We start from the raw sequence: 21,426 nt of genomic DNA on the forward strand, positions 1-21,426 counted from the left end.
AACCCCCTTGTGGGAGCGGGCTTGCTCGCGAAACGGCCTATCAGCAACAAAATCATTGGCTGACACACCGCTTTCGCGAGCAAGCCCGCTCCCACATTGGAACTTCGTTTGTCTTGATATAGAGACAAGACTCGAAAACCAATCACTAGAATCTTTAAATATCTATACATATCAACAACTTACAAACTTGGCACAATTCCCGCTATAGCCCCTTCCTACAGCTCTACCCCCACAACAATAACAATCCGATGGAGACACACCATGAGTGTGATCATTGCCCTGGCGGCGCTCGCGCTGCTGATGCTAGCTGCCTACCGTGGCTACAGCGTCATCCTGTTTGCCCCCATCGCCGCCCTTGGCGCCGTGCTGCTCACCGACCCTTCCGCGGTCGCCCCTGCCTTTACCGGGGTGTTCATGGAAAAAATGGTCGGCTTTATCAAACTGTATTTCCCGGTGTTCCTGCTCGGCGCGGTGTTCGGCAAGCTGATCGAGCTGTCGGGCTTTTCGCGCTCCATCGTCGCGGCAGCCATCCGCTTGCTCGGCACCCGCCAGGCGATGCTGGTGATCGTGCTGGTCTGCGCCCTGTTGACCTACGGCGGCGTGTCGTTGTTTGTGGTGGTGTTTGCGGTGTACCCGTTCGCTGCCGAGATGTTCCGCCAGAGCAATATCCCCAAGCGCTTGATCCCGGCGACCATCGCCCTGGGTGCGTTCTCGTTCACCATGGACGCCCTGCCCGGCACGCCGCAGATCCAGAACATCATCCCCAGCACGTTCTTCAACACCACCGCCTGGGCCGCGCCCTGGCTGGGCTTGATCGGCACGATCTTTGTGTTCTGCGCCGGCATGCTGTACCTGGCACGCCAGCGCAACAAGGCCCAGCGTGCCGGTGAAGGCTACGGCACCGACTTGCGCAACGAACCGGAAACCGCCGAAAACCTGAGCCTGCCCAACCCGTGGATCGCCCTGTCGCCGCTGATTCTGGTGGGGGTGATGAACCTGCTGTTCACCCACTGGATCCCACAGTGGTACGGCAAGACCCACAGCCTCGCGCTGCCGGGCATGAGCGCGCCGGTCACCACAGAAATCGCCAAGCTCACCGCCATCTGGGCGGTGCAGGCCGCGTTGCTGGTGGGGATCATCATGGTCCTGGTGTTCGGCTTTTCGGCGATCAAGAGCAAGCTGGCCGAAGGCAGTAAGAGCGCGGTCAGCGGCGCCCTGCTGGCGGCGATGAACACCGCGTCGGAATACGGCTTCGGTGCGGTCATCGCCTCGCTGCCGGGGTTCCTGGTATTGGCCGACTGGCTCAAGGGCATCCCCAACCCGCTGGTCAACGAAGCGATTACCGTAACCCTGCTGGCCGGTATCACCGGCTCTGCTTCCGGCGGCATGAGCATCGCCCTGGCGGCCATGTCCGAGAGCTTTCTTTCGGCAGCCCATGCAGCCAATATCCCCCTGGAAGTGCTGCACCGAGTCGCAGCCATGGCCAGCGGCGGCATGGATACCCTGCCGCACAACGGCGCGGTCATCACGCTGCTGGCGGTCACCGGACTGACCCACCGCGAAGCCTACAAAGATATTTTCGGCATCACGATCATCAAGACCCTCGCGGTGTTCGTGGTGATCGGTACTTTCTACGCCACCGGCATTGTGTGAGGTTTTCATGACGACATTGAATGGCAAGACCGCCCTGGTCACCGGCTCCACCAGCGGCATCGGCCTGGGCATCGCCCTGAGCCTAGCCAAGGCCGGCGCCAATCTGATCCTCAACGGTTTCGGCGATGCCAGCGCGGTGATCGCCCAAGTGCAGGCGTTTGGCGGCAAGGTCGGCCATCACCCGGCCGATGTCAGCGACCCGGCGCAGATCGCCGAGATGGTCGCCTACGCCGAGCGCGAGTTCGGCGGCATCGACATCCTGGTGAACAACGCGGGCATCCAACATGTGGCGGCGGTGGAGGACTTCCCGGTGGAGCGCTGGGACTCGATCATCGCGATCAACCTTTCATCGGTGTTCCACAGCACGCGCCTGAGCCTGCCGGGCATGAAGGCCAAGGGCTGGGGGCGGATCGTCAATATCGCCTCGGTGCACGGCCAGGTCGGCTCGGTGGGCAAGGCGGCCTATGTGGCGGCCAAGCATGGGGTGATCGGCCTGACCAAAGTGGTCGGCCTGGAAACCGCCACCAGCAACGTGACCTGCAACGCCATTTGCCCCGGTTGGGTGCTGACGCCGCTGGTGCAAAAGCAAATCGATGATCGCATCGCCGCAGGCGTTGACCCGCAACAGGCCCAGCATGATCTGCTGGCTGAAAAGCAGCCGTCCCTGGAGTTCGTGACCCCACCCCAACTGGGCGAGCTGGTCCTGTTCCTCTGCAGCGAAGCCGGCAGCCAGGTGCGTGGCGCGGCGTGGAATATCGATGGAGGTTGGCTGGCCCAATAACTCCACCCTGCGAACAACGCAGAACCAAATGTGGGAGCGGGCTTGCTCGCGAAAGCAGGGTGTCAGTCAACCTATTCATTGCTGAACCAGCGCTTTCGCGAGCAAGCCCGCTCCCACCTTGGGATCTTTGCAGTGTCAAACATCTGCGACAAGAACAAGAGACGAGCCTATGTCCGACATCCTCTGGCAACCCAGCCCGGAACGCATCCACAGCACCCGAATGGACCAGTTCCGGCGTTTTATCAATGATCGCCACGCCTTGCAGATCAACGACTACCCCACCCTGCACCAATGGAGCATCGACCAGCGCCCGGCCTTCTGGGCGGCGATTGTCGAGTTCTTCGAGGTGCAGTTCCGTACGCCACCCAGCACCGTGCTGGTGGAAGGCGCGCAGATGCCCAGTGCCCAGTGGTTCCCCGGCGCTACCCTGAACTTTGCCGAGCACCTGCTGCGACGCCGCGACGACCATCCTGCCGTAGTCGCCATCGGCGAAGACGGCCAGCGCGAACAATTGACCTATGCTGAGCTGGCCCGCCACGTCGCCGGCCTGCAGCGCAGCCTGCAAGCGGCCGGCGTGGGCCTGGGCGATCGGGTGGCGGCGTGCATGCCCAATACCTGGCAAACCCTGGTGGGCATGCTCGCCACCACCAGCCTGGGGGCGATCTGGTCTTGCTCCTCGCCGGATTTCGGCACCCAAGGGGTGATCGACCGCTTCGGCCAGATCGAACCCAAGGTGCTGATCACCTGCGCCGGTTATCGCTACGCTGGCAAGCTGAGCGACCAGAGCACCAAGCTCAATGAAATCCTCGACCGCCTGCCGTCCCTGCAACAGTTGATCATCGTGCCCTACGCGCGGCCCGAAGCGCGTGTCGACGACTACCAGACCCAAGCCGAAGTAACCCTATGGGATGACTTCTACCGCCCAGGCGGCGAACCGCAGTTTGTCGCGGTGCCCTTCGACCATCCGCTGTACATCCTCTACTCCAGCGGCACCACCGGCGTGCCCAAATGCATCATCCACGGTACCGGCGGCGTGCTGCTGACTCACCTCAAGGAACATGGCCTGCACGCCGACCTGTCGCGCGACGACTGCCTGTTCTACTACACCACCTGCGGCTGGATGATGTGGAACTGGCTGGTCTCGGTATTGGCCATCGGCGCCACGGCGGTGCTGTATGACGGCTCGCCGTTTCATCCCGGGCCAGAGCGGCTGATTGACCTGATCGATCAGGAGCGCATCAGCGTGTTCGGCACCAGCCCGAAATTCCTCGCCACCCTGGAAAAGGCCGGCCTGCAACCACGCCTCAGCCATGACCTGGGCAGCCTCAAGGGCCTGATCTCCACCGGCTCGCCGCTCTCGCCCCAGAGCTACGACTACGTGTACCGCCAGATCAAGCAGGAGCTGTGCCTGTCGTCGATGTCGGGGGGTACCGATATCGTCTCCTGCTTCGTGATCGGCAACCCGGTGTTGCCGGTACGGCGCGGCGAAATGCAATGCAAGAGCCTGGCGATGGCGATCGAAGTATGGGACGACCAGGGCCGGCCGCTGATTGGCGACAAAGGCGAACTGGTGTGCACCCGGCACTTTCCGGCCATGCCCATCGGCCTATGGAATGACCCACAAGGGGACAAGCTGCGCGCCTCGTATTTCAGCCAGTTCCCCGGCGTCTGGGCCCAGGGTGACTATGCCGAACAACGGCCCAATGGCAGCCTGCTGATCCATGGGCGTTCGGACGCGGTGCTCAACCCGGGTGGCGTACGCATCGGCACGGCGGAGATCTACCGCCAGGTGGAAAAGGTCCCGCAGGTCCTGGAAAGCCTGGCCATCGGCCAACGCTGGCAGGACGATGTGCGCGTGGTGCTGTTTGTGCGCCTCAATGACGGCGAACAGCTGGACGCCGCCCTTGAACAGCAGATCCGCGAAGTGATCCGTGCCAACACCACGCCACGCCACGTGCCGGCAAAAATCCTCAGTGTCAGTGATATTCCGCGCACCATCAGCGGCAAGATCGTCGAGCTTGCGGTAAGAAACGTCGTGCACGGGGAACCAGTGAAAAACACCGATGCCCTGGCCAACCCCGAAGCCCTGGAGCAGTTTCGCAACCGCCCGGAGCTGGCGTAAAAGATGAAAGGTTTCAGCGTCATTGCACTCATTTGAAGATAAACCCCTCAAGCATGCTATTTTTCGAGGGGTAGTCAGCCGTTTCCGCACCACGGAATATTCGGTTCAAGGCATTCTTCAAGCGTTACACGCAGGACACTTACATGAACGGATCATCCACCGGCAGCGAGGCCGCGGCGCTCATCGCGCGGCTGGACTGGGCCACAAGCCCCCTCGGTGATGCCAGCCACTGGCCGCAAAGCCTGCGCACGGCAATCGATATCGTCATCCACTCACCGATGCCGATGCTGTTGCTGTGGGGTGACGAACTCACGCAAATCTATAACGATGGCTTCGCCCTGCTGACTGGCAACAAGCATCCCCAGGCCTTCGGCCAGCCGACACACGCGGTCTGGCCGGAGCTGCAACACTTCACCGCGCCGATCTACAGCGCCGTATTGACCGGCCAGGTGCGCACCTTCAGCGAGCAGCGTTTTGTCCTGCAGCGCAACCACCGCGATACGGAAATCTGGCTGGACCTGACCTACAGCCCGATCCGCGACGAGCGTGGCCGAGTTGCCGGAATCCTGGTGACCGCCATTGAAACCAACGAACGCCGGCAACTGGCCCAGGAGCTGCAGCAACGTTCCGAAGCCAGCCTCAAGGCCCAGCACAACACCGAGCAACGCTTGCAACTGGCCTTGGCCGCTACCGACGCGGTGGGCACCTGGGACTGGGATATCAGCGAAGACCGCTTTATCGCCGACAGCCATTTTGCCCTGTTGCACGGGGTCGATCCGGTTCACGCCCACCAACTGCCCATCAGCGATTACCTGCAAGGCGTGCACCCGGAAGACCGTGGCATGGTGGCCCGCAGCATCAAGCATTGCATTACCCATGGCAGCGAATACGCCGAGGAATATCGCCTGCTCCAGGCCGACGGCCAGCTGCGCTGGGTGTTTGCCCGTGGCCGCTGCTACAAGGATCACCATGGCCGACCGACGCGATTCCTCGGCGCGGCCCTGGACCTGACCGAGCGCAAGCACACCGAGCAAGCCCTGCGCCAGAGCCAGACCGAGCTGCAACTGATCATCAACGCCATGCCGGTGCTGATCGGCTATGTCGACCACGAAGAGCGCTTTCGCCTGAACAACAGCGCCTACCTCGACTGGTATGGCCTGACCCCGCAAGAGCTGTATGGCAAGACCATCCGCGAAGTGATCGGCAACGAGGTGTATGCCGGGCGCGCCGATAAAATCGCCGCCGCGCTCAAGGGCAAGGCCTGCAGCTTCGTCACCATCTCTCCCCATCACGATGGCCGGCCCCGGCATGCGCTGATGAAGTACCTGCCGCGCTTCAGTGCCGATGGCTCGGTCAATGGCTTCTACATTTTTGTGATCGATGAAACCGAACGCAAACTCACTGAAGAAGCCCTGCGCCACCTCAACGATAACCTCGAAGAGCGTGTGGCCCAACGCACCCAGGCCCTGGCCGAGGCCAACCAGCGCCTGCAAAACGAGATGTTCGAGCGCGAGCGCGCCGAAGATGCGCTGCGTCATGCACAAAAAATGGAAGCGGTCGGCCAGCTTACCGGCGGTATCGCCCATGACTTCAACAATATGCTCACCGGCATCATCGGCAGCCTGGACCTGATGCAACGCTACATCGCGGCCGGGCGCAGCGATGAGATCGGGCGCTTCACCGATGCCGCCGTGTCCTCGGCCCATCGTGCGGCCGCCCTGACCCATCGCCTGCTGGCCTTCTCCCGCCGCCAGTCCCTGGACCGCCGGCCCCTGGACCCGAACCAGTTGGTCACGTCCCTGGAAGAGCTGTTCCGGCGTACCAAAGGTGCCCATATCGAGCTCAAGGTGCAGTTGGGCAACGATATCTGGCCGGTGAACACCGACGCCAGCCAACTGGAAAACGCCCTGCTCAACCTGGTGATCAACGCCCGCGACGCCATGCCCGATGGCGGGCAACTGAGCATCGAGACGGCCAACAGCTACCTCGACGGCACCGACATCACCACCCTGGAACCGGTCAAGGCCGGCGACTACGTGATGCTCGGCGTATGCGACAACGGCGCCGGCATGACCCCGAAGATCCTGGCCAAGGCCTTCGATCCGTTCTTCACCACCAAACCCATCGGCCAGGGCACCGGCCTTGGGTTGTCGATGATTTATGGTTTTGCCCAGCAATCCGGCGGCCACGTCACCATCCACAGCGAGCCGGGCCGAGGCACCTGCGTGCGCCTGTACCTGCCGCGCCTGCACGGCACCGCACTGGAAAAACCCCAGCCCCAGAGCCCGATGGAAGCTCCGGTGGCGCGCGATGGCGAAGCCGTGGTGGTGGTCGAGGACGATGCGGCGGTGCGCATGCTGGTGGTCAATCTGCTCGATGAATTGGGCTACACCGCGCACCAGGCTGCTGACGCACGCACGGCGCTGCCGTTACTCGAATCTGACCTGCGGGTGGACTTGCTGATCACCGATGTCGGCCTGCCGGGCATGAACGGTCGGCAACTGGCGGAAATCGCCCGCCAGCATCGCCCCGAGCTCAAAGTGCTGTTCATGACCGGTTATGCGGAAACGGCCACCGAACGCCAAGGCTTTCTGGAGGACGGTATGGACATGGTGGCCAAGCCTTTTTCCATCGATCTACTGGCCACAAAAATCCGCAGCATGATCGGCGTCAAAGGCCAAGTTGATGCATAATCCCGCGCCTTCAAGCCCGACCGTTGCAAGGTAACTGCCCGATGAAAGCCCAAGCCCGCCATATCCTGGTCAAGACCAGCGAGGAAGCCGAACAGCTCAAGCAGCGTATTGCCAAGGGCGAAGCCTTTGATGTGCTGGCCAAGAAATTCTCCACCTGCCCGTCCGGCAAGCGCGGCGGCGACCTCGGGGAAGTGCGCCCGGGGCAAATGGTTGGAGTGATCGATGCGGTGATTTTCAAGAAACCCCTGCGGGTGGTGCACGGGCCGATCAAGAGCAAGTTTGGTTATCACCTGGTGCAGGTGTTCTACCGCGATTGACGAACTCAGTGGCAAGCAACCATTGTGGCGAGGGGGCTCGTCCCCCGTTGGGCTGCGCAGCAGCCCCAGTCAGCCTCACCTCGGCCTTTCAGACACACCGAGGTGACCGGTTTTAGGGCTGCTTCGCAGCCCACCGGGGGACAAGCCCCCTCGCCACAGCAAGCCCCATCAGCACGACACGTTCAGGGGAATCAGCGCGCCCGCCACCTGAATAACCCGGCTCGCCAGCCAATGCGCAGCCAAGGCCGCCTCTTGCGGCGAACCACCCCTGAGCCTGCTGGCCAGATACGCCGCACTAAACGAATCCCCCCGCCGCCGTGGTGTCCACCACCTTTTCGACCACTACCGCCGGCACTGCAAAACGCTCGCCGCCCTGGCGAATCAGACAGTCGTGCGCCCCGCGCTTGAGCACCACTTCGCCGATCTGCGGATAGGCCGCGAATACCTGCTCGCTGTCGGCATAGCCAAACAAGGCGCGCTCGTCATCCTCGGTGAGCAAGGCCATATCCACCTGTTCCAGCACCTGCTGATAGGCCTCGCGGGCGGCTTCGACACTGGCCCACAGACGCGGGCGGTAGTTGTTGTCGAACACCACCCGGGCGCCACGCTGGCGGGCTTGCGTCAACACGTCCAGCAGACGTGCACGCCCCACCGCGCCCAATACAGCCAGGGTGATCCCGCTGAAATACAGCACATCGTAGGTCGGCAAGGCGGCCAGGACCGGCTCAGCCCCTGGCGTGGTAAAGCAATCGCGCACCGCTGCTTCGTTGCGCCAGTAGAGGAATTTGCGCTCGCCATTGGCGTCGGTCTGGATGCAGTACAACCCCGGCAGGCGGCCCGGCAAGCGCTGGACCCGTTCCAGGCCAAGGCCTTCCTCGGCCCATTGCGCGCACATGGCATCGCTGAAGCTGTCATCGCCCAGGGCGGTAACGTAGTCCACCGTGCTGTTCGCGCCAAGTTCACGGCGCAAGTAGACGGCGGTGTTCAGGGTATCGCCACCGAAGCTCTGATGCAGGCTGCCGTCGGCGCGGTGTTGCAGTTCGATCATGCATTCGCCGATCAGGGCGATGCGCGGGATTGGCTTCATTTCACAGTTCTCCAAATACACCTCCACTGTAGGAGCGAGCTTGCTCGCGAAAAACGCAAGATCGCCACGGGGTGTCAGACGACCAGCGTTATCGTTGACGATTTTCGCGAGCAAGCTCGCTCCTACCGTGGCCGCAGCCTAGAAGCAGGTACGCAGCGACTCGATCACCTGCAACTGCTCATCCACCAGGCACCCCACCTGCCACTTATCAAAGGTCAGGCACGGGTGCGAGGTGCCAAACGAGATGATGTCGCCAATGCGCAACTCAACCCCCGCCGGCACGCTCATGAACGCATGCTGGTCCATCACCGCCGTGACCTTGCAACCCCTCACGTCATCGCCCACCGCCGGCAGCACGCCGGCCTTGTAGCGCTTGAGCGGCACCGGCAAGCCGGCGTCGTAGGCCACGTCACGCTTGCCCAGGGCGATGACCGCAAACCCAGGCTCCGGCAATGACTGCACATGGGCCCATACTTCCAGGGCCGGACGCAGGCCTTCGCTGAGGTCGCTGCGCCGCTCCAGCACGCAGCATTGCGCGTCCTTGTAGATGCCGTGGTCGTGGGCCACATAGCTGCCGGGCCGCAGTACGCTGAGGAAGCGCCCCTCGGCATTTTGCGCGGCAAAGGATTCGGCGATCAGGTCATACCACGCCGAACCCGAGGCGGTGATGATCGGCTGGCCAAGGTCGAAAGCACCGCTGTTCTGCATATCCACCGCCAGGCGCACCAGGGACGCGGCAAATGCGCGGATGCCGCTGATGGCATGCTCGCCGTGGATCACCCCTTCGTAGCCTTCGATACCGGTGAGCGCCAGGGCCGGCTGGGCCTTGATCGCCCGCGCCAGGTCCAACACCTCCTGCTCGCTGCGGCAACCGCAACGGCCGCCGAGCACGCCGTATTCGATCATCACGTTCAGGCGCAGGCCACGGGCGGCGAAGAACGCGCCCAGGTCAGCCACGTTGTCCGGGTGGTCGACCATGCAATGGAAATCAAAATCAGGATCGGCCAACAGCTCGGCAATCAACGCCATGTTCGGCGCGCCCACCAACTGGTTGGCCATCAACACCCGGCGCACGCCACCGGCATAGGCTGCGCGGGTCTGCACGGCGGTGGCCAGGGTGATGCCCCAGGCGCCTTGCGCCAACTGACGCTGGAACAGCGCCGGCATCATGCTGGTCTTGCCATGGGGCGCCAGTTGCGCGCCGCTTTTGCTGACGAAGTCCTGCATCCACTGAATATTGTGTTCCAGTGCAGCGCGATGCAGCACCAGGGCGGGCAGGCTGACGTCGCGTACCAGGTGGGCACCGCTGGTGGCAGCACCCTTTTCAACGGCATTGAAGACCGGCATGGGATTACTCCGTTTGGCTATTCATTGATACGACGGGCCAGGTGGTTGGCGCTGTCGATCAGCACCCGGCGGTAGTCGTTGTAATGGTTCTGGGCGTCGGCCCGTGGGGCGACGATGCACAGGGTCGCAATGGCGATGCCCTGGGCATCGCGCACCGGGGCGGCAAAGCAGTGGGTAAAGGTGTCGGCAACACTGTCGAAGGAAAAGAAACCATCGAGGCTGGCCTGGCGGATCTGCCCGAGGAAGGTGTCCAGGGGCAGGCGCTGGCCATCCGGCAGGATGAAGTCATCGTGGTCGATCAGGTCGATGATCTGCTGGTCGCTCAAATGCCCCAGCAGCAAGCGCCCGGAGGCGGTCCAGGGGATCGGTGCGTTTTCACCGATATCCGAAGAAATCCGGAAATGCCGCTCGCCCTCGCGCATCAGCGCCACCGTGTACTTGCGCCCGTTGAGCAGGCACATCTGCGCGGTCTCGCGGGTTTGGCTGACGATCGCCTGCAACGCGTGATCGGCCTCGCGAGTCAGGTCAAAATGGCGCAAGTGCGCCTGGCCGAGGAAGTACAGCTGGCGCCCCAGGTAGACGTGGCCGTCCTGGCCCACAGTTTCGAGAATCCGCCGCTCCAGCAGGGAGGCAACCAGTTCGTAGACTGTGGATTTGGGGCTGCCGATGCCACTGGCAATATCGTTGGGGCGCAGGGGCTGGCCGACTTCCTTGAGAAAATCGAGGATATCGAACGCCCGGTCCAGGCCTTTTGCACGGCGCTTGATGGTGTCTTCGGTCATGGTGGTCTTCGGTCCGGGAAATCATAGGACTTGCGCACAATCCCCTGTGGGAGCGGGCTTGCTCGCGAAAGCGCAGTATCAGTCGCTAAATAATTGACTGACCCACCGTTTTCGCGAGCAAGCCCGCTCCCACATTTTGAATTGCATGCGGTCGGGAGATCAGGCATTCAGCCTTTTTTTTTGTAGGCCACGCAATCGATCTCGACCTTGCAATCAACCATCATATTCGCCTGCACACAGGCCCGTGCCGGGGCGTGTTCAGGAGTGAAGTATTCACCGAAGACTTTGTTGAAACTCCAGAAATCCCGTGGGTCTTCCAGCCATACGCCCACCCGGACCACGTCTTTAAGCTCGTAACCGGCCTCTTCAAGGATTGCCACCACGTTCTTCATGGTCTGGTGGGTCTGCTCGACAATCCCGCCATTGATGATCTCACCGTCCACCGCCGGCACCTGCCCCCGACACGTACAGCCAGCCATCCGCCTCCACTGCACGGGCGAATGGGCGGGGCTGGCCACCGCCGGCGGTGCTGCCGGCGCCGTAACGAGTAATGCTCATAAAATTGCTCCTTGATTTAAAACGGATATTTTTCAGGAATTGCGCCAGGCGTCGCGGAAGCCGATTATTCCGCTATAACGGAATGCGGTATGTAACAACGGAATAAGCAGCAGAAAGTGTGCCACAGCCAGCTCCAGAAAAATATTCAAGCGTTAAAGTCGTTTTAAATCATGCACATAAGAAATCGCCAAGCCACCGACACCCCGCCCACGACGACTCGCGCACTGCTACCGTGAGCCCCAATCCGTTGCGATCCGACACATTGGGGTGCGCTACCTGTGAATTCTGACAGTAGACCGCCCGCCCCACCCGGCTTAGGGTTTGGCCACGGACCTGAAGGAGATTGTCATGGGACTGATCAACACAGTGATCGATGACGCGGATGCGTATAGACGAGCGCTGCAGACACAGCGCACGGTGTTCATGCTCTTTGTATCGCCCCAGTGCCCGGCATGCGGTGCGGCCAAGCCACTGTTCAGTAAAGTGGCCAGCCGCTATCGCCGCCAGGCAGCCCTTTATGTGCTCGATACCACCCAGACGCCTCGGCATCCCGACGTCACCGGCACACCGACGCTGCTGATACTGAAAAACGGCAGGCTGGTCGAAACACTCAAAGGGTTCGGCCCCTGGGAAACCCAGGAGCAGACCCTGAAGAAAACCTTCGAGCGGCACACCCGTGGTGTGCCGACCAAAAGGGCCAGGCCCCGTTAACCCACGGCGACAGGAGTCAGCAACACCTGCGTCACCCGCCGCTCCTCCACCGCTGCCACGGTCAGGCGCCAGCCTGCGTACTCCAGGCTGTCGCCCACCACCGGCAGGCGATCCAACAGGCTCATGACCAGGCCGGCGAGGGTCTGGTAATCCTCGGTGGCCATCGCCTGGAAACCGGTGCGCTGGCGGATCAGGTTCAGGTTCAACGCGCCATTGGCGCGGTAACCGCCCTGCTCTTCGACGATATCCGGACCTTCCACTTCACTGGCATCCGGCAACTCACCGGCGATGGACTCAAGAATGTCGGTCATGCTCAACACCCCCATGAAGTCGCCGAACTCGTTGATCACGAAGGCAATGTGCGTCGACTCCTGGCGCATCTGTTCCAGAGCGTTGAGGATCGAGAAGCTGTCGAGCAGGTTGATCGCTCGTCGCGCCAGGTGTTCCAGGTTCGGCTCATTGCCGGCCAGGTACTCCTTGAGCAGCTCCTTCTTATGCACGAAGCCCAAAGGCTCATCCACCGCACCGTTGCGAATCAGCGGTAAGCGCGAGTAGGACGAGTGCATCAGCTTCAGGCGAATCGTCTCCGCGTCGTCGGCCAAGTCGATGTAGTCGACATTCGCCCGCGGGGTCATCAAGGTGCGGATCGGCCGTTCGGCCAACTGCAACACGCCGCTGATCATGATCCGTTCGCGACGGTCGAACAGCGGGCCTTGAGGGTTATCGCCGCCATCGAGCAGGTCGGTAACGTCTTCACCCACTTCTTCCACCGCCAGGCTGCGACCACCCAGCAGGCGCATGACCGCATGGGCCGTACGCTCACGGATCGGCCGCAGGCCTTGCGCCGACTTCTTGCGGCGCGCCCGGGCGATCTGGTTAAACACCTCGATCAGGATCGAGAAACCGATGGCCGCGTACAGGTAGCCTTTGGGGATATGGAAGCCCAGGCCTTCGGCAGTCAGGGCAAAACCGATCATCATCAAGAAGCCCAGGCACAGCATGATCACCGTCGGGTGCGCGTTGACGAAGCGGGTCAGCGGCTTGCTGGCCACGATCATTACGCCGATGGACACGATCACCGCGATCATCATCACCGCCAGTTCATCCACCATGCCGACCGCAGTAATCACCGCGTCGAGGGAGAACACCGCGTCCAGCACCACGATCTGCGCCACGATCGGCCAGAACATCGCGTAGGCCGCATTGCCGGTGCGTTCGGTGACATGCCCTTCGAGCCGCTCATGCAATTCCATGGTGGCCTTGAACAACAGGAACACACCACCAAACAACATGATCAGGTCACGTCCGGAGAAGCTCTTGTCGAACACCTCGAACAACGGCTGGGTCAAGGTGACCAACCAGGAAATACTCGCCAACAAGCCCAGGCGCATGATCAGCGCCAGGGACAGACCAATCAACCGCGCACGGTCACGCTGCTCCGGTGGCAGCTTGTCCGCCAGGATCGCGATAAACACCAGGTTGTCGATGCCCAATACCAGTTCCAGCACAATCAAGGTCAACAGGCCGAGCCAGGCCGTTGGATCCGCTAACCATTCCATATAGAAGTCTCTGTCTCTTTATTGATGTTCAGAATGCCGGGCACAGCAAAGTGCGGTCAGATGACCGGGAGTAGGTTAGCAGTCTAAATTCGGGATGTTTCAGCGGGAACAGCGACAGTTGCGGTCTTGGGGAAAGACGACTGGGGGGCTCCGAGAGGGTGTTCATGCAAGTCCTGCTGTGAGAAAAGGACTTTAATCCTACAGTCGAAATACAAATTTCCCACAATTTAAAACTATTACAAGATCTGTAACCCAGCGACACACATTCCCATGTGGGAGCGAGCAAGTCGAATCGTCGCACCGCCGCTCCCACATTTTGCCCCATGGTGTGTCAGGTTTTGCGGGTTGCGTCGTCCAGCGCCAGGATGGTGTGGGCATTGGTCACCGTGGTCGCCAGGGTATTGATCACCCCCGAGCGCAACGCCCCCAGCGTCGCCGCCGCCTTGGTATTTTCACTGGCGATTGCCACCACATCGGGAATGCGGAACAACTCCTGTACCGTCAAGCCGATCACTCGCCCTTGAATGGCGTTGACCGCCGGCTGGCCATGGATGTCGATAAAGTCGTAGCCCATCATGTCGCCCACGGTGCCGGACAAGCGCGCCTGGGCGATTTCCTGGGGCGAGAACCAGCCCATGCGCACCATGTTGCTGTTCTCGCTCATGTCACCAATGCCGATCAGCGCCATGTCGGCCCGCCGTGCGCGGTCGAGGGTGGAGCGTACGGTGTCGTTGCTGATCAGCACGCTGCGCAGTTCCGGGTTGGCCACCAGCGCTGGGGCGTACAGGCTTTCGCTCTCACCACCAAAGCGCAGGGCCAGGCGTCGGCAGATATGGTCAGGGTTCATGTATTCGCCGGCCTTGAGCGAACCGCCGATGGCGCAGACAAACGTGCAGTTGCGCGTCACCGGCAAAAACACGTTATCGGCTACCGCCCCCACATTGCGACCCATGCCCACGGCGACAATCATGCCGTCGCCCAGGGTCTTGTTCAGGTAGTTGGCCACCAGGCTGGCCACGGCGGAGCGCTGGGTGTCGGCGTCGCTGTGATCGACCGCGATCAACGCGCGGTCCAACTGGAAGCGCTCCACCAGCGCCTGCTCCAGTTCATTGTTCATTGCCGGATGCTGCAACACCCGCACTTCGACAATCCCTTCATCACGCGCACGCTTGAGCAGCCGGCTGACTTTGGCCCGGGACAGGTCAAACCGCTTGGCGATGGCTTCCTGAGTGACGTTCTCAAGGTAATAGAGCATCGCCACTTCGGTCATCAGATCGATATCGCTGGCGGTGCGCAGGGTGCTGTCACTCATGGGGACGGGCTTCCGTTTCGGCGTCAAAGGCGCATTCTCCCGACTCTTGCCCCGCTACGTCCACTACTGATGCCCATCACGCTCAATGGCATTGATGCGCTCGACCTTGGCCCCGGACCGCGCCGCCTCGAACTCCGAGGCCAGAAACGCGGTGACGATGCTCTTGGCCAGCTCCGCTCCCACCACCCGCGCACCGATGGACAGGATCTGCGCATCGTTGCTCTTGCGCGCCCGTTCTGCCGAATAGGTGTCATGGGCCTGGGCTGCGCGAATCCCCAACACCTTATTGGCCGAGATGGCCATGCCGATGCCCGTGCCACACACCAGCACACCCAGGCGCTGCTGCCCGGCGTTGATGGCCGTGGCCACCGCTAGCGCAATATCCGGGTAGAGCACCGGCGCCGTGGAGTGGGTGCCAAAGTCGGTCACCGGATACCCCAGCGCCTCGATATGGCGCTTCAACAGCTCCTTGAGCTCAAAACCCGCTTCGTCACATCCGATAGCCACCGGGAAAGGTGTGTTCATGGCATTAGGCTCCGCTGCCGTGGTGAAATTTAAGACTGATCATATGATCACTCAGTGAAATTTAGATCAGTCATTTCTCGGATATTCACTGGCAACTGTCAAGCACGATTTAACTGACCTCCCAGTCAAACCCCTCTAAAACGCCAATAATTAAGAAAGAGCAGGCAATTACAAGTTTTCAATGAAAGAGATTGACTGATCAGAATTTCATTTGATACACATATGCTCACGCAGCAACACGACTGTGTACCTAATAAGAATTCACAGCACGAGGACACGCCGATGGCTACGCCATTACTGCTCCAGGCTGAACACGTCGCCAAGGCTTACGCCGGCATCCCTGCCCTGCGTGACGGCCGTCTCTCGCTGCGGGCCGGCAGTGTGCATGCCCTGTGCGGCGGCAACGGCGCCGGCAAATCCACGTTCCTCAGTATTTTGATGGGCATCACCCAGCGTGACGCCGGCAGCATCCTGCTCAATGGCGCCCCTGTGCATTTCCATCGCCCCAGTGAAGCGCTGGCGGCGGGTGTCGCGATGATCACCCAGGAGCTGGAACCGATCCCCTACATGACCGTCGCCGAAAACATCTGGCTGGGCCGCGAACCACGGCGCGCCGGCTGCATTGTCGACAGCAAGGCCCTGAACCGACGCACCCGCGAACTGCTGGAAAGCCTGGAGTTCGACGTCGAGGCTACCGCGCCCATGCATCGCTTGAGCGTGGCGCAGATCCAGTTGGTAGAGATCGCCAAGGCGTTCAGCCATGACTGCCAGGTGATGATCATGGACGAGCCCACCTCCGCCATTGGCGAGCGCGAAGCCGAAACCCTGTTCAAGGCCATACGCCGCCTCACCGCGCGGGGCGCGGGGATCGTGTATGTGTCCCATCGCCTCAGCGAACTGGCGCAGATTGCCGACGACTACAGCATCTTCCGCGATGGCGCCTTCGTCGAAAGCGGGCGCATGGCCGATATCGACCGCGCCCATCTGGTGCGCGGCATTGTCGGCCAGGAATTGACGCGCATCGACCACAAGGTCGGCCGCGAAAGCGCCGCCGAGTGCTGCCTGGACGTCCAGGGCCTGAGCCGCAGCGGCGAGTTCCAGGACATCAGCCTGCAATTGCGCCAGGGCGAAATCCTCGGCATCTATGGCCTGATGGGCTCGGGGCGCAGCGAGTTCCTCAATTGCATTTACGGCCTGACCACCCCGGATGCCGGCAGCGTAACCCTGCAAGGCAAACCCATGCCCATCGGCCTGCCCAAGGCGACCATCCGCGCCGGCATGTCCCTGGTCACCGAAGACCGCAAGGAAAGCGGTCTGGTGCTCAGTTCCAGCATCCTCTCGAACATCGCGTTATCGGCATACAAGCAGCTGTCGAGCTGGTCGCTGATCAATGCGCGCAAGGAACACCAATTGGCCGAGGACATGGTCAAGCGCCTGCAGATCAAGACCACCTCCCTGGACCTGCCAGTGGCGTCCATGAGCGGCGGCAATCAACAGAAGGTGGTGCTTGCCAAATGCCTGTCGACCCAACCGGTGTGCCTACTGTGCGATGAGCCGACCCGGGGCATCGATGAAGGCGCCAAGCAGGAGATCTATCACTTGCTGGACCAGTTCGTGCGCGCCGGTGGCGCGGCCATCGTGGTGTCGTCGGAGGCCCCGGAGCTGCTGCACCTGAGTGACCGTATCGCCGTCTTCAAGGGTGGCCGGCTGGTGACGATCAGCAGCGACACCGCCCTTTCCCAGGAAGCCTTGTTGAGTCTTGCCTCATGAATGCCAAAACCATTACCGCCCCGCTCACCACCCCCGCGCGCAGCCGCCTGCGGCTTTCCCTCGACCGCTTTGGCCTGCCGCTGGTGTTTATCCTGCTGTGCGTGGTCATGGCGTTCTCCAGCGAATACTTCATGACCTGGCGCAACTGGATGGACATCCTGCGCCAGACCTCGATCAACGGCATCCTTGCGGTGGGCATGACCTATGTGATCCTGACCAAGGGCATCGACCTCTCGGTGGGCTCGATCCTCGCCTTCGCCGGCCTGTGCAGCGCACTGGTCGCGACCCAGGGCTACGGCCTGCTCGCCGCCGTCAGCGCCGGGATGTTCGCCGGGGCGATGCTGGGGGTGGTCAACGGCTTTATGGTGGCCAACCTGTCGATCCCGCCCTTTGTCGCCACCCTGGGCATGCTCAGCATTGCCCGAGGCATGACCTTCATCCTCAACGACGGCAGCCCGGTCACCGACCTGCCGGACGCCTACCTGGCCCTGGGCATCGGCAAGCTGGGGCCGATTGGCGTGCCGATCATCATCTTTGCGGTGGTCGCGCTGATTTTCTGGATGGTGCTGCGCTACACCACTTACGGGCGCTACGTGTACGCGGTGGGCGGCAATGAAAAAAGCGCGCGCACCTCAGGGATCGGCGTGCGCAAGGTGACGTTCTCGGTGTACGTCGTCTCAGGGCTGCTCGCCGGCCTGGCAGGCGTGGTGCTGTCTGCGCGCACCACCTCCGCCCTGCCCCAGGCCGGCATGTCTTATGAGCTGGATGCGATTGCCGCGGTGGTGATCGGCGGCACCAGCCTGTCGGGCGGCGTCGGCACCATCGTCGGCACGCTGTTCGGCGCCCTGCTGATCGGGGTGATCAACAACGGCCTGAACCTGCTCGGCGTGTCCTCCTATTACCAGCAGGTCGCCAAGGGCCTGATCATCGTGCTCGCGGTGTTGATTGACGTGTGGCGCAAGAAAAAACGCTAGTCGCTTTTCCTCTGAACGAACTGAACGACCACAACAATAAACGGAGTTCTCATCATGAAAGTCGCTACATCATTTGCCGCCGTTGCGGCCCTCAGCCTGCTCGCCAGCAGCATCACCCTGGCCGCCGATGGCAAGACCTACAAAGTCGGCGCTGCCGTGTACGGCCTCAAGGGCCAGTTCATGCAGAACTGGGTACGCGAGCTCAAAGAACACCCGGCGGTCAAGGACGGCACCGTGCAGTTGACCGTCTTCGACGGCAACTATGACGCGCTGACCCAGAACAACCAGATCGAAAACATGGTGACCCAGCGCTACGACGCGATCCTCTTCGTGCCCATCGACACCAAGGCCGGCGTTGGCACCGTGAAGCAGGCGATGTCCAATGATGTGGTGGTGATTGCCTCCAACACCAAGGTCGCCGATGCCAGCGTGCCGTACGTGGGCAACGATGATGTCGAGGGCGGGCGCCTGCAGGCCCAGGCCATGGTCGACAAACTCCAGGGCAAGGGCAATGTGGTGATCATCCAGGGCCCGATTGGCCAGTCGGCGCAGATCGACCGGGAAAAAGGCGAGCTGGAAGTGCTGGGCAAACACCCCGGGATCAAGATCATCGAGAAAAAGACCGCCAACTGGGACCGCGCCCAGGCCCTGACCCTGACTGAAGATTGGCTGAACGCCCACCCCAAAGGCATCAACGGGGTGATCGCGCAAAACGACGACATGGCCCTCGGCGCCGTGCAAGCCCTCAAGTCCCATGGACTGACGTCCAAGGACGTGCCCGTCACCTCCATCGACGGCATGCCCGATGCGATCCAGGCAGCCAAAAGAGATGAAGTCACCACCTTCCTGCAAGACGCCCAGGCTCAATCCCAGGGCGCACTGGATGTGGCCCTGCGGCAACTGGCGGGCGAAGACTACAAACCCAAGTCAGTGATTTGGGAGCGCTATGCCAAGGACGTGAAATGGGCCGACGGCACCGCGAAGAACTACATCCTGCCGTGGGTGCCGGTGACCAATGCGAATGCGGATGCGCTGTACCAGCAGGTGAGCGGTACTAAATAGCGGTTCCGACCCGTAAATACTATCCAAATGTGGGAGCGGGCTTGCTCGCGAAGGCGGTGTGTCAGAAGACACATCAGTTGGCTGACCCACCGCCTTCGCGAGCAAGCCCTGCTCCCACATTTGAATCTCCAGCGACTGAGAAAATGGAGTTAAACCAATGTCTGGATTCTGGAACCAAGCCTTCGACCTCAGCGGCCGTTGCGCCGTGATCACCGGCGGGGCCGCGGGGATTGGTCTGGCGTGCGCCAGCCTGCTGGTGGAGCGTGGTGCCCGCGTGGCCTTGCTTGACCGCGATCCGGCCGTGGTTGAAGTGGCCGCCAGCCTGGGCAACGGGCATATCGGCCTTGCCGTCGACCTGCGCCAACTCGACCAGGTGCAGAGCAGCATCGACTACGTGTTCGCGCACTTCAAACGCCTGGACTATCTGGTCAACAGCGCCGGCGTGGTGATGCTGGACAAGGCCATCGACGTCAGCGAAAACGCCTGGGACACCACCCTGGATATCAACCTCAAGGCCAGCTTCTTCGTGGCCCAGGCCTGCGCCCGACACATGCTCGCCCAGGGCAGCGGGCGCATAGTCAACCTGGCGTCCCAGGCCGCGGTGATCGGCCTGGACCGACACGTGGCGTATTGCGCGAGCAAGGCTGCGATTGTCGGCATGACCAAGGTCCTGGCCATGGAATGGGCACCGCACATCACTGTAAATGCCATCTCCCCCACCATCGTCGAGACCGCCCTGGGCAAGAAAGCCTGGGCGGGCGAAGTGGGCGAACGGGCCAAATTGCAGATCCCGGCAGGCCGTTTTGCCCAGCCCGATGAAATCGCCGGGCTGGCGTTGTACCTGCTCAGCGATGCCGCCCAGATGATCACCGGCGCCAATATGGTGATCGACGGCGGCTACAGCATTCAGTAACCCATCTATTCGTCGTGAGGTTTGTCATGTCCACCGCTACCGAACGTACCGCCGAACAACTCCACCCGGTGATCCCCAAGACCATGCAGGCCGTGGTCTGCCATGGTCCGGAAGACTATCGCCTGGAAACCGTCGACGTGCCCACACCCGGCCCCGACGAGATTCTGACCAAGGTCGAGCTGTGTGGCATCTGCATGGGCGATATCAAGACCTATCGCGGCGCACCATCGTTCTGGGGCGACGCCGAGCAGCCGCGCTACGTCAAGCCGCCGATGATTCCCGGGCATGAGTTTGTCTGTCGCGTAGTCGCCCTGGGCCCGGGTGCCGAAAAGCGTGGAGTGAAAGTCGGCGACCGGGTGATTTCCGAGCAGATCGTGCCGTGCTGGGGCTGCCGCTTCTGCAACCACGGCCAGTACTGGATGTGCCAGAAACACGACCTCTACGGGTTCCAGAACAACGTCCAGGGCGCCATGGCCCAGTACATGATTTTCACCAAGGAAGGCATCATCCACCAGGTGCCGGACTCCATCGCACCGGACGAGGCGATCCTGATCGAACCCCTCGCCTGCTCGCTGCACGCGGCGGAACGGGCCAATGTGGATTTCGACGATGTGGTGGTCGTGGCCGGCGCCGGCACCCTGGGCCTGGGGATCATCGGCGCGGTGCGCATGCGCAACCCCAAACGCCTGATCGTGCTCGACATGAAACCCGAACGCGCCGAACTGGCCCTGCGCATGGGCGCCGATGAGGTCTGGAACCCGGCCGAGGTCGATGTACTGGCGAAAATCCGCGAAATCACCGACGGTTATGGCTGCGACATTTACATCGAAGCCACCGGGCACCACAAGGCGGTGAACCAGGGCCTGGCGATGCTGCGCAAGCTGGGGCGCTTTGTCGAATTCAGCGTATTCAACGACGAGGCCACGGTAGATTGGTCGATCATTGGCGACCGCAAGGAACTGGACGTGCTCGGTTCACACCTGGGGCCCTACATGTACCCACGGGCCATCGACTTTATCGGCAAGCGCAAGATCGACATGCGCGACGTAGTGACCCACAAGTTTGCGTTGGCGGATTTCAAGGAAGCGTTTGCGGTGATGGAGCGCGGGGACAAGTCCTTGAAGGTTGTACTCGAACCCTGACCCCAACACACATCCCAAATGTGGGAGCGGGCTTGCTCGCGAAGGCGGTGTGTCAGAAGACACATCAGTTGGCTGACCCACCGCTTTCGCGAGCAAGCCCGCTCCCACATTTAACCGA

At 61.8% G+C, this 21,426-nt stretch carries 16 protein-coding genes and 2 pseudogenes; 11 read left to right on the top strand and 7 right to left on the bottom strand.

The annotated features are described in order from the left end of the window. The first annotated feature begins 261 nt into the window (after nucleotides 1–261). From JTY93_RS14885 to JTY93_RS14905, 5 genes are all read left to right on the top strand, one after another. Nucleotides 262–1,653, top strand: coding sequence for a GntP family permease (locus JTY93_RS14885; protein ID WP_205477792.1), 1,392 nt, complete (start codon nucleotides 262–264; stop codon nucleotides 1,651–1,653). Nucleotides 1,654–1,660: 7 nt separating this feature from the next. Then, entirely contained in the window at nucleotides 1,661–2,434 is a 774-nt protein-coding gene (locus JTY93_RS14890) for a 3-hydroxybutyrate dehydrogenase (RefSeq protein ID WP_057959252.1), read from the top strand. A 169-nt stretch (nucleotides 2,435–2,603) separates the two neighbouring features. Continuing rightward, nucleotides 2,604–4,556 carry an acetoacetate--CoA ligase gene (locus tag JTY93_RS14895; protein ID WP_205477793.1) on the top strand — a complete coding sequence of 651 codons (1,953 nt, stop codon included), beginning with the start codon at nucleotides 2,604–2,606 and terminating at the stop codon, nucleotides 4,554–4,556. A 143-nt stretch (nucleotides 4,557–4,699) separates the two neighbouring features. Continuing rightward, nucleotides 4,700–7,249 carry a PAS domain-containing hybrid sensor histidine kinase/response regulator gene (locus JTY93_RS14900; protein WP_205477794.1) on the top strand — a complete coding sequence of 850 codons (2,550 nt, stop codon included), beginning with the start codon at nucleotides 4,700–4,702 and terminating at the stop codon, nucleotides 7,247–7,249. Nucleotides 7,250–7,290: 41 nt separating this feature from the next. After that, nucleotides 7,291–7,566, top strand: coding sequence for a peptidylprolyl isomerase (locus JTY93_RS14905; protein ID WP_029293742.1), 276 nt, complete (start codon nucleotides 7,291–7,293; stop codon nucleotides 7,564–7,566). Nucleotides 7,567–7,734: 168 nt separating this feature from the next. Here JTY93_RS14905 and JTY93_RS14910 read toward each other — a convergent pair. The 4 genes and pseudogenes from JTY93_RS14910 to JTY93_RS14925 all read right to left on the bottom strand — a co-directional run bounded on the left by JTY93_RS14910 (nucleotide 7,735) and on the right by JTY93_RS14925 (nucleotide 11,340). After that, nucleotides 7,735–8,653, bottom strand: a pseudogene (locus JTY93_RS14910) (sugar kinase). A gap of 138 nt (nucleotides 8,654–8,791) precedes the next feature. Beyond that, the gene (locus JTY93_RS14915; RefSeq protein WP_205477796.1) at nucleotides 8,792–10,000 is read right to left on the bottom strand and encodes an amino acid deaminase; all 1,209 of its coding nucleotides are present in this window, start codon (nucleotides 9,998–10,000) and stop codon (nucleotides 8,792–8,794) included. Between the two features lie 17 nt (nucleotides 10,001–10,017). Beyond that, nucleotides 10,018–10,782 carry an IclR family transcriptional regulator gene (locus tag JTY93_RS14920; RefSeq protein ID WP_205477797.1) on the bottom strand — a complete coding sequence of 255 codons (765 nt, stop codon included), beginning with the start codon at nucleotides 10,780–10,782 and terminating at the stop codon, nucleotides 10,018–10,020. A gap of 167 nt (nucleotides 10,783–10,949) precedes the next feature. Next, nucleotides 10,950–11,340 (bottom strand): annotated as a pseudogene (locus JTY93_RS14925) (RidA family protein). A gap of 348 nt (nucleotides 11,341–11,688) precedes the next feature. Between JTY93_RS14925 and JTY93_RS14930 the strand changes: the two are divergent. Then, nucleotides 11,689–12,051, top strand: coding sequence for a thioredoxin family protein (locus JTY93_RS14930; RefSeq protein ID WP_205477799.1), 363 nt, complete (start codon nucleotides 11,689–11,691; stop codon nucleotides 12,049–12,051). Here the strand turns inward: JTY93_RS14930 and JTY93_RS14935 are convergent. From JTY93_RS14935 to rpiB, 3 genes are all read right to left on the bottom strand, one after another. Then, entirely contained in the window at nucleotides 12,048–13,610 is a 1,563-nt protein-coding gene (locus JTY93_RS14935) for a TerC family protein (protein ID WP_205477800.1), read from the bottom strand. The two genes, JTY93_RS14930 and JTY93_RS14935, sit on opposite strands and share 4 nt — an antisense overlap. Before the next feature lie 331 nt (nucleotides 13,611–13,941). Continuing rightward, nucleotides 13,942–14,922 carry a sugar-binding transcriptional regulator gene (locus JTY93_RS14940; protein WP_029293725.1) on the bottom strand — a complete coding sequence of 327 codons (981 nt, stop codon included), beginning with the start codon at nucleotides 14,920–14,922 and terminating at the stop codon, nucleotides 13,942–13,944. 63 nt (nucleotides 14,923–14,985) lie between these two features. Continuing rightward, complete coding sequence (rpiB, locus tag JTY93_RS14945) at nucleotides 14,986–15,447, bottom strand: ribose 5-phosphate isomerase B (protein WP_029293723.1); 462 nt, start codon at nucleotides 15,445–15,447, stop codon at nucleotides 14,986–14,988. Between the two features lie 282 nt (nucleotides 15,448–15,729). Between rpiB and JTY93_RS14950 the strand changes: the two genes are divergently transcribed. From JTY93_RS14950 to JTY93_RS14970, 5 genes are all read left to right on the top strand, one after another. Then, on the top strand, nucleotides 15,730–17,217 hold the full coding sequence (locus JTY93_RS14950) for a sugar ABC transporter ATP-binding protein (RefSeq protein WP_205477801.1): 1,488 nt from the start codon (nucleotides 15,730–15,732) through the stop codon (nucleotides 17,215–17,217). Beyond that, on the top strand, nucleotides 17,214–18,191 hold the full coding sequence (locus tag JTY93_RS14955) for an ABC transporter permease (RefSeq protein WP_029293719.1): 978 nt from the start codon (nucleotides 17,214–17,216) through the stop codon (nucleotides 18,189–18,191). The genes JTY93_RS14950 and JTY93_RS14955 overlap by 4 nt, the downstream gene beginning before the upstream one ends. 54 nt (nucleotides 18,192–18,245) lie before the next feature. Next, a complete protein-coding gene (locus tag JTY93_RS14960; protein ID WP_205477802.1) occupies nucleotides 18,246–19,253 on the top strand; it encodes a substrate-binding domain-containing protein in 1,008 nt (335 codons plus the stop codon). Nucleotides 19,254–19,410: 157 nt separating this feature from the next. Further along, complete coding sequence (locus JTY93_RS14965; RefSeq protein WP_205477803.1) at nucleotides 19,411–20,166, top strand: SDR family oxidoreductase; 756 nt, start codon at nucleotides 19,411–19,413, stop codon at nucleotides 20,164–20,166. Nucleotides 20,167–20,192: 26 nt separating this feature from the next. Then, nucleotides 20,193–21,308, top strand: coding sequence for an MDR/zinc-dependent alcohol dehydrogenase-like family protein (locus JTY93_RS14970; RefSeq protein ID WP_029293713.1), 1,116 nt, complete (start codon nucleotides 20,193–20,195; stop codon nucleotides 21,306–21,308). Nucleotides 21,309–21,426 lie beyond the last annotated feature (118 nt).

The organism is Pseudomonas hygromyciniae (assembly GCF_016925675.1).
Lineage (GTDB): Bacteria > Pseudomonadota > Gammaproteobacteria > Pseudomonadales > Pseudomonadaceae > Aquipseudomonas > Aquipseudomonas hygromyciniae.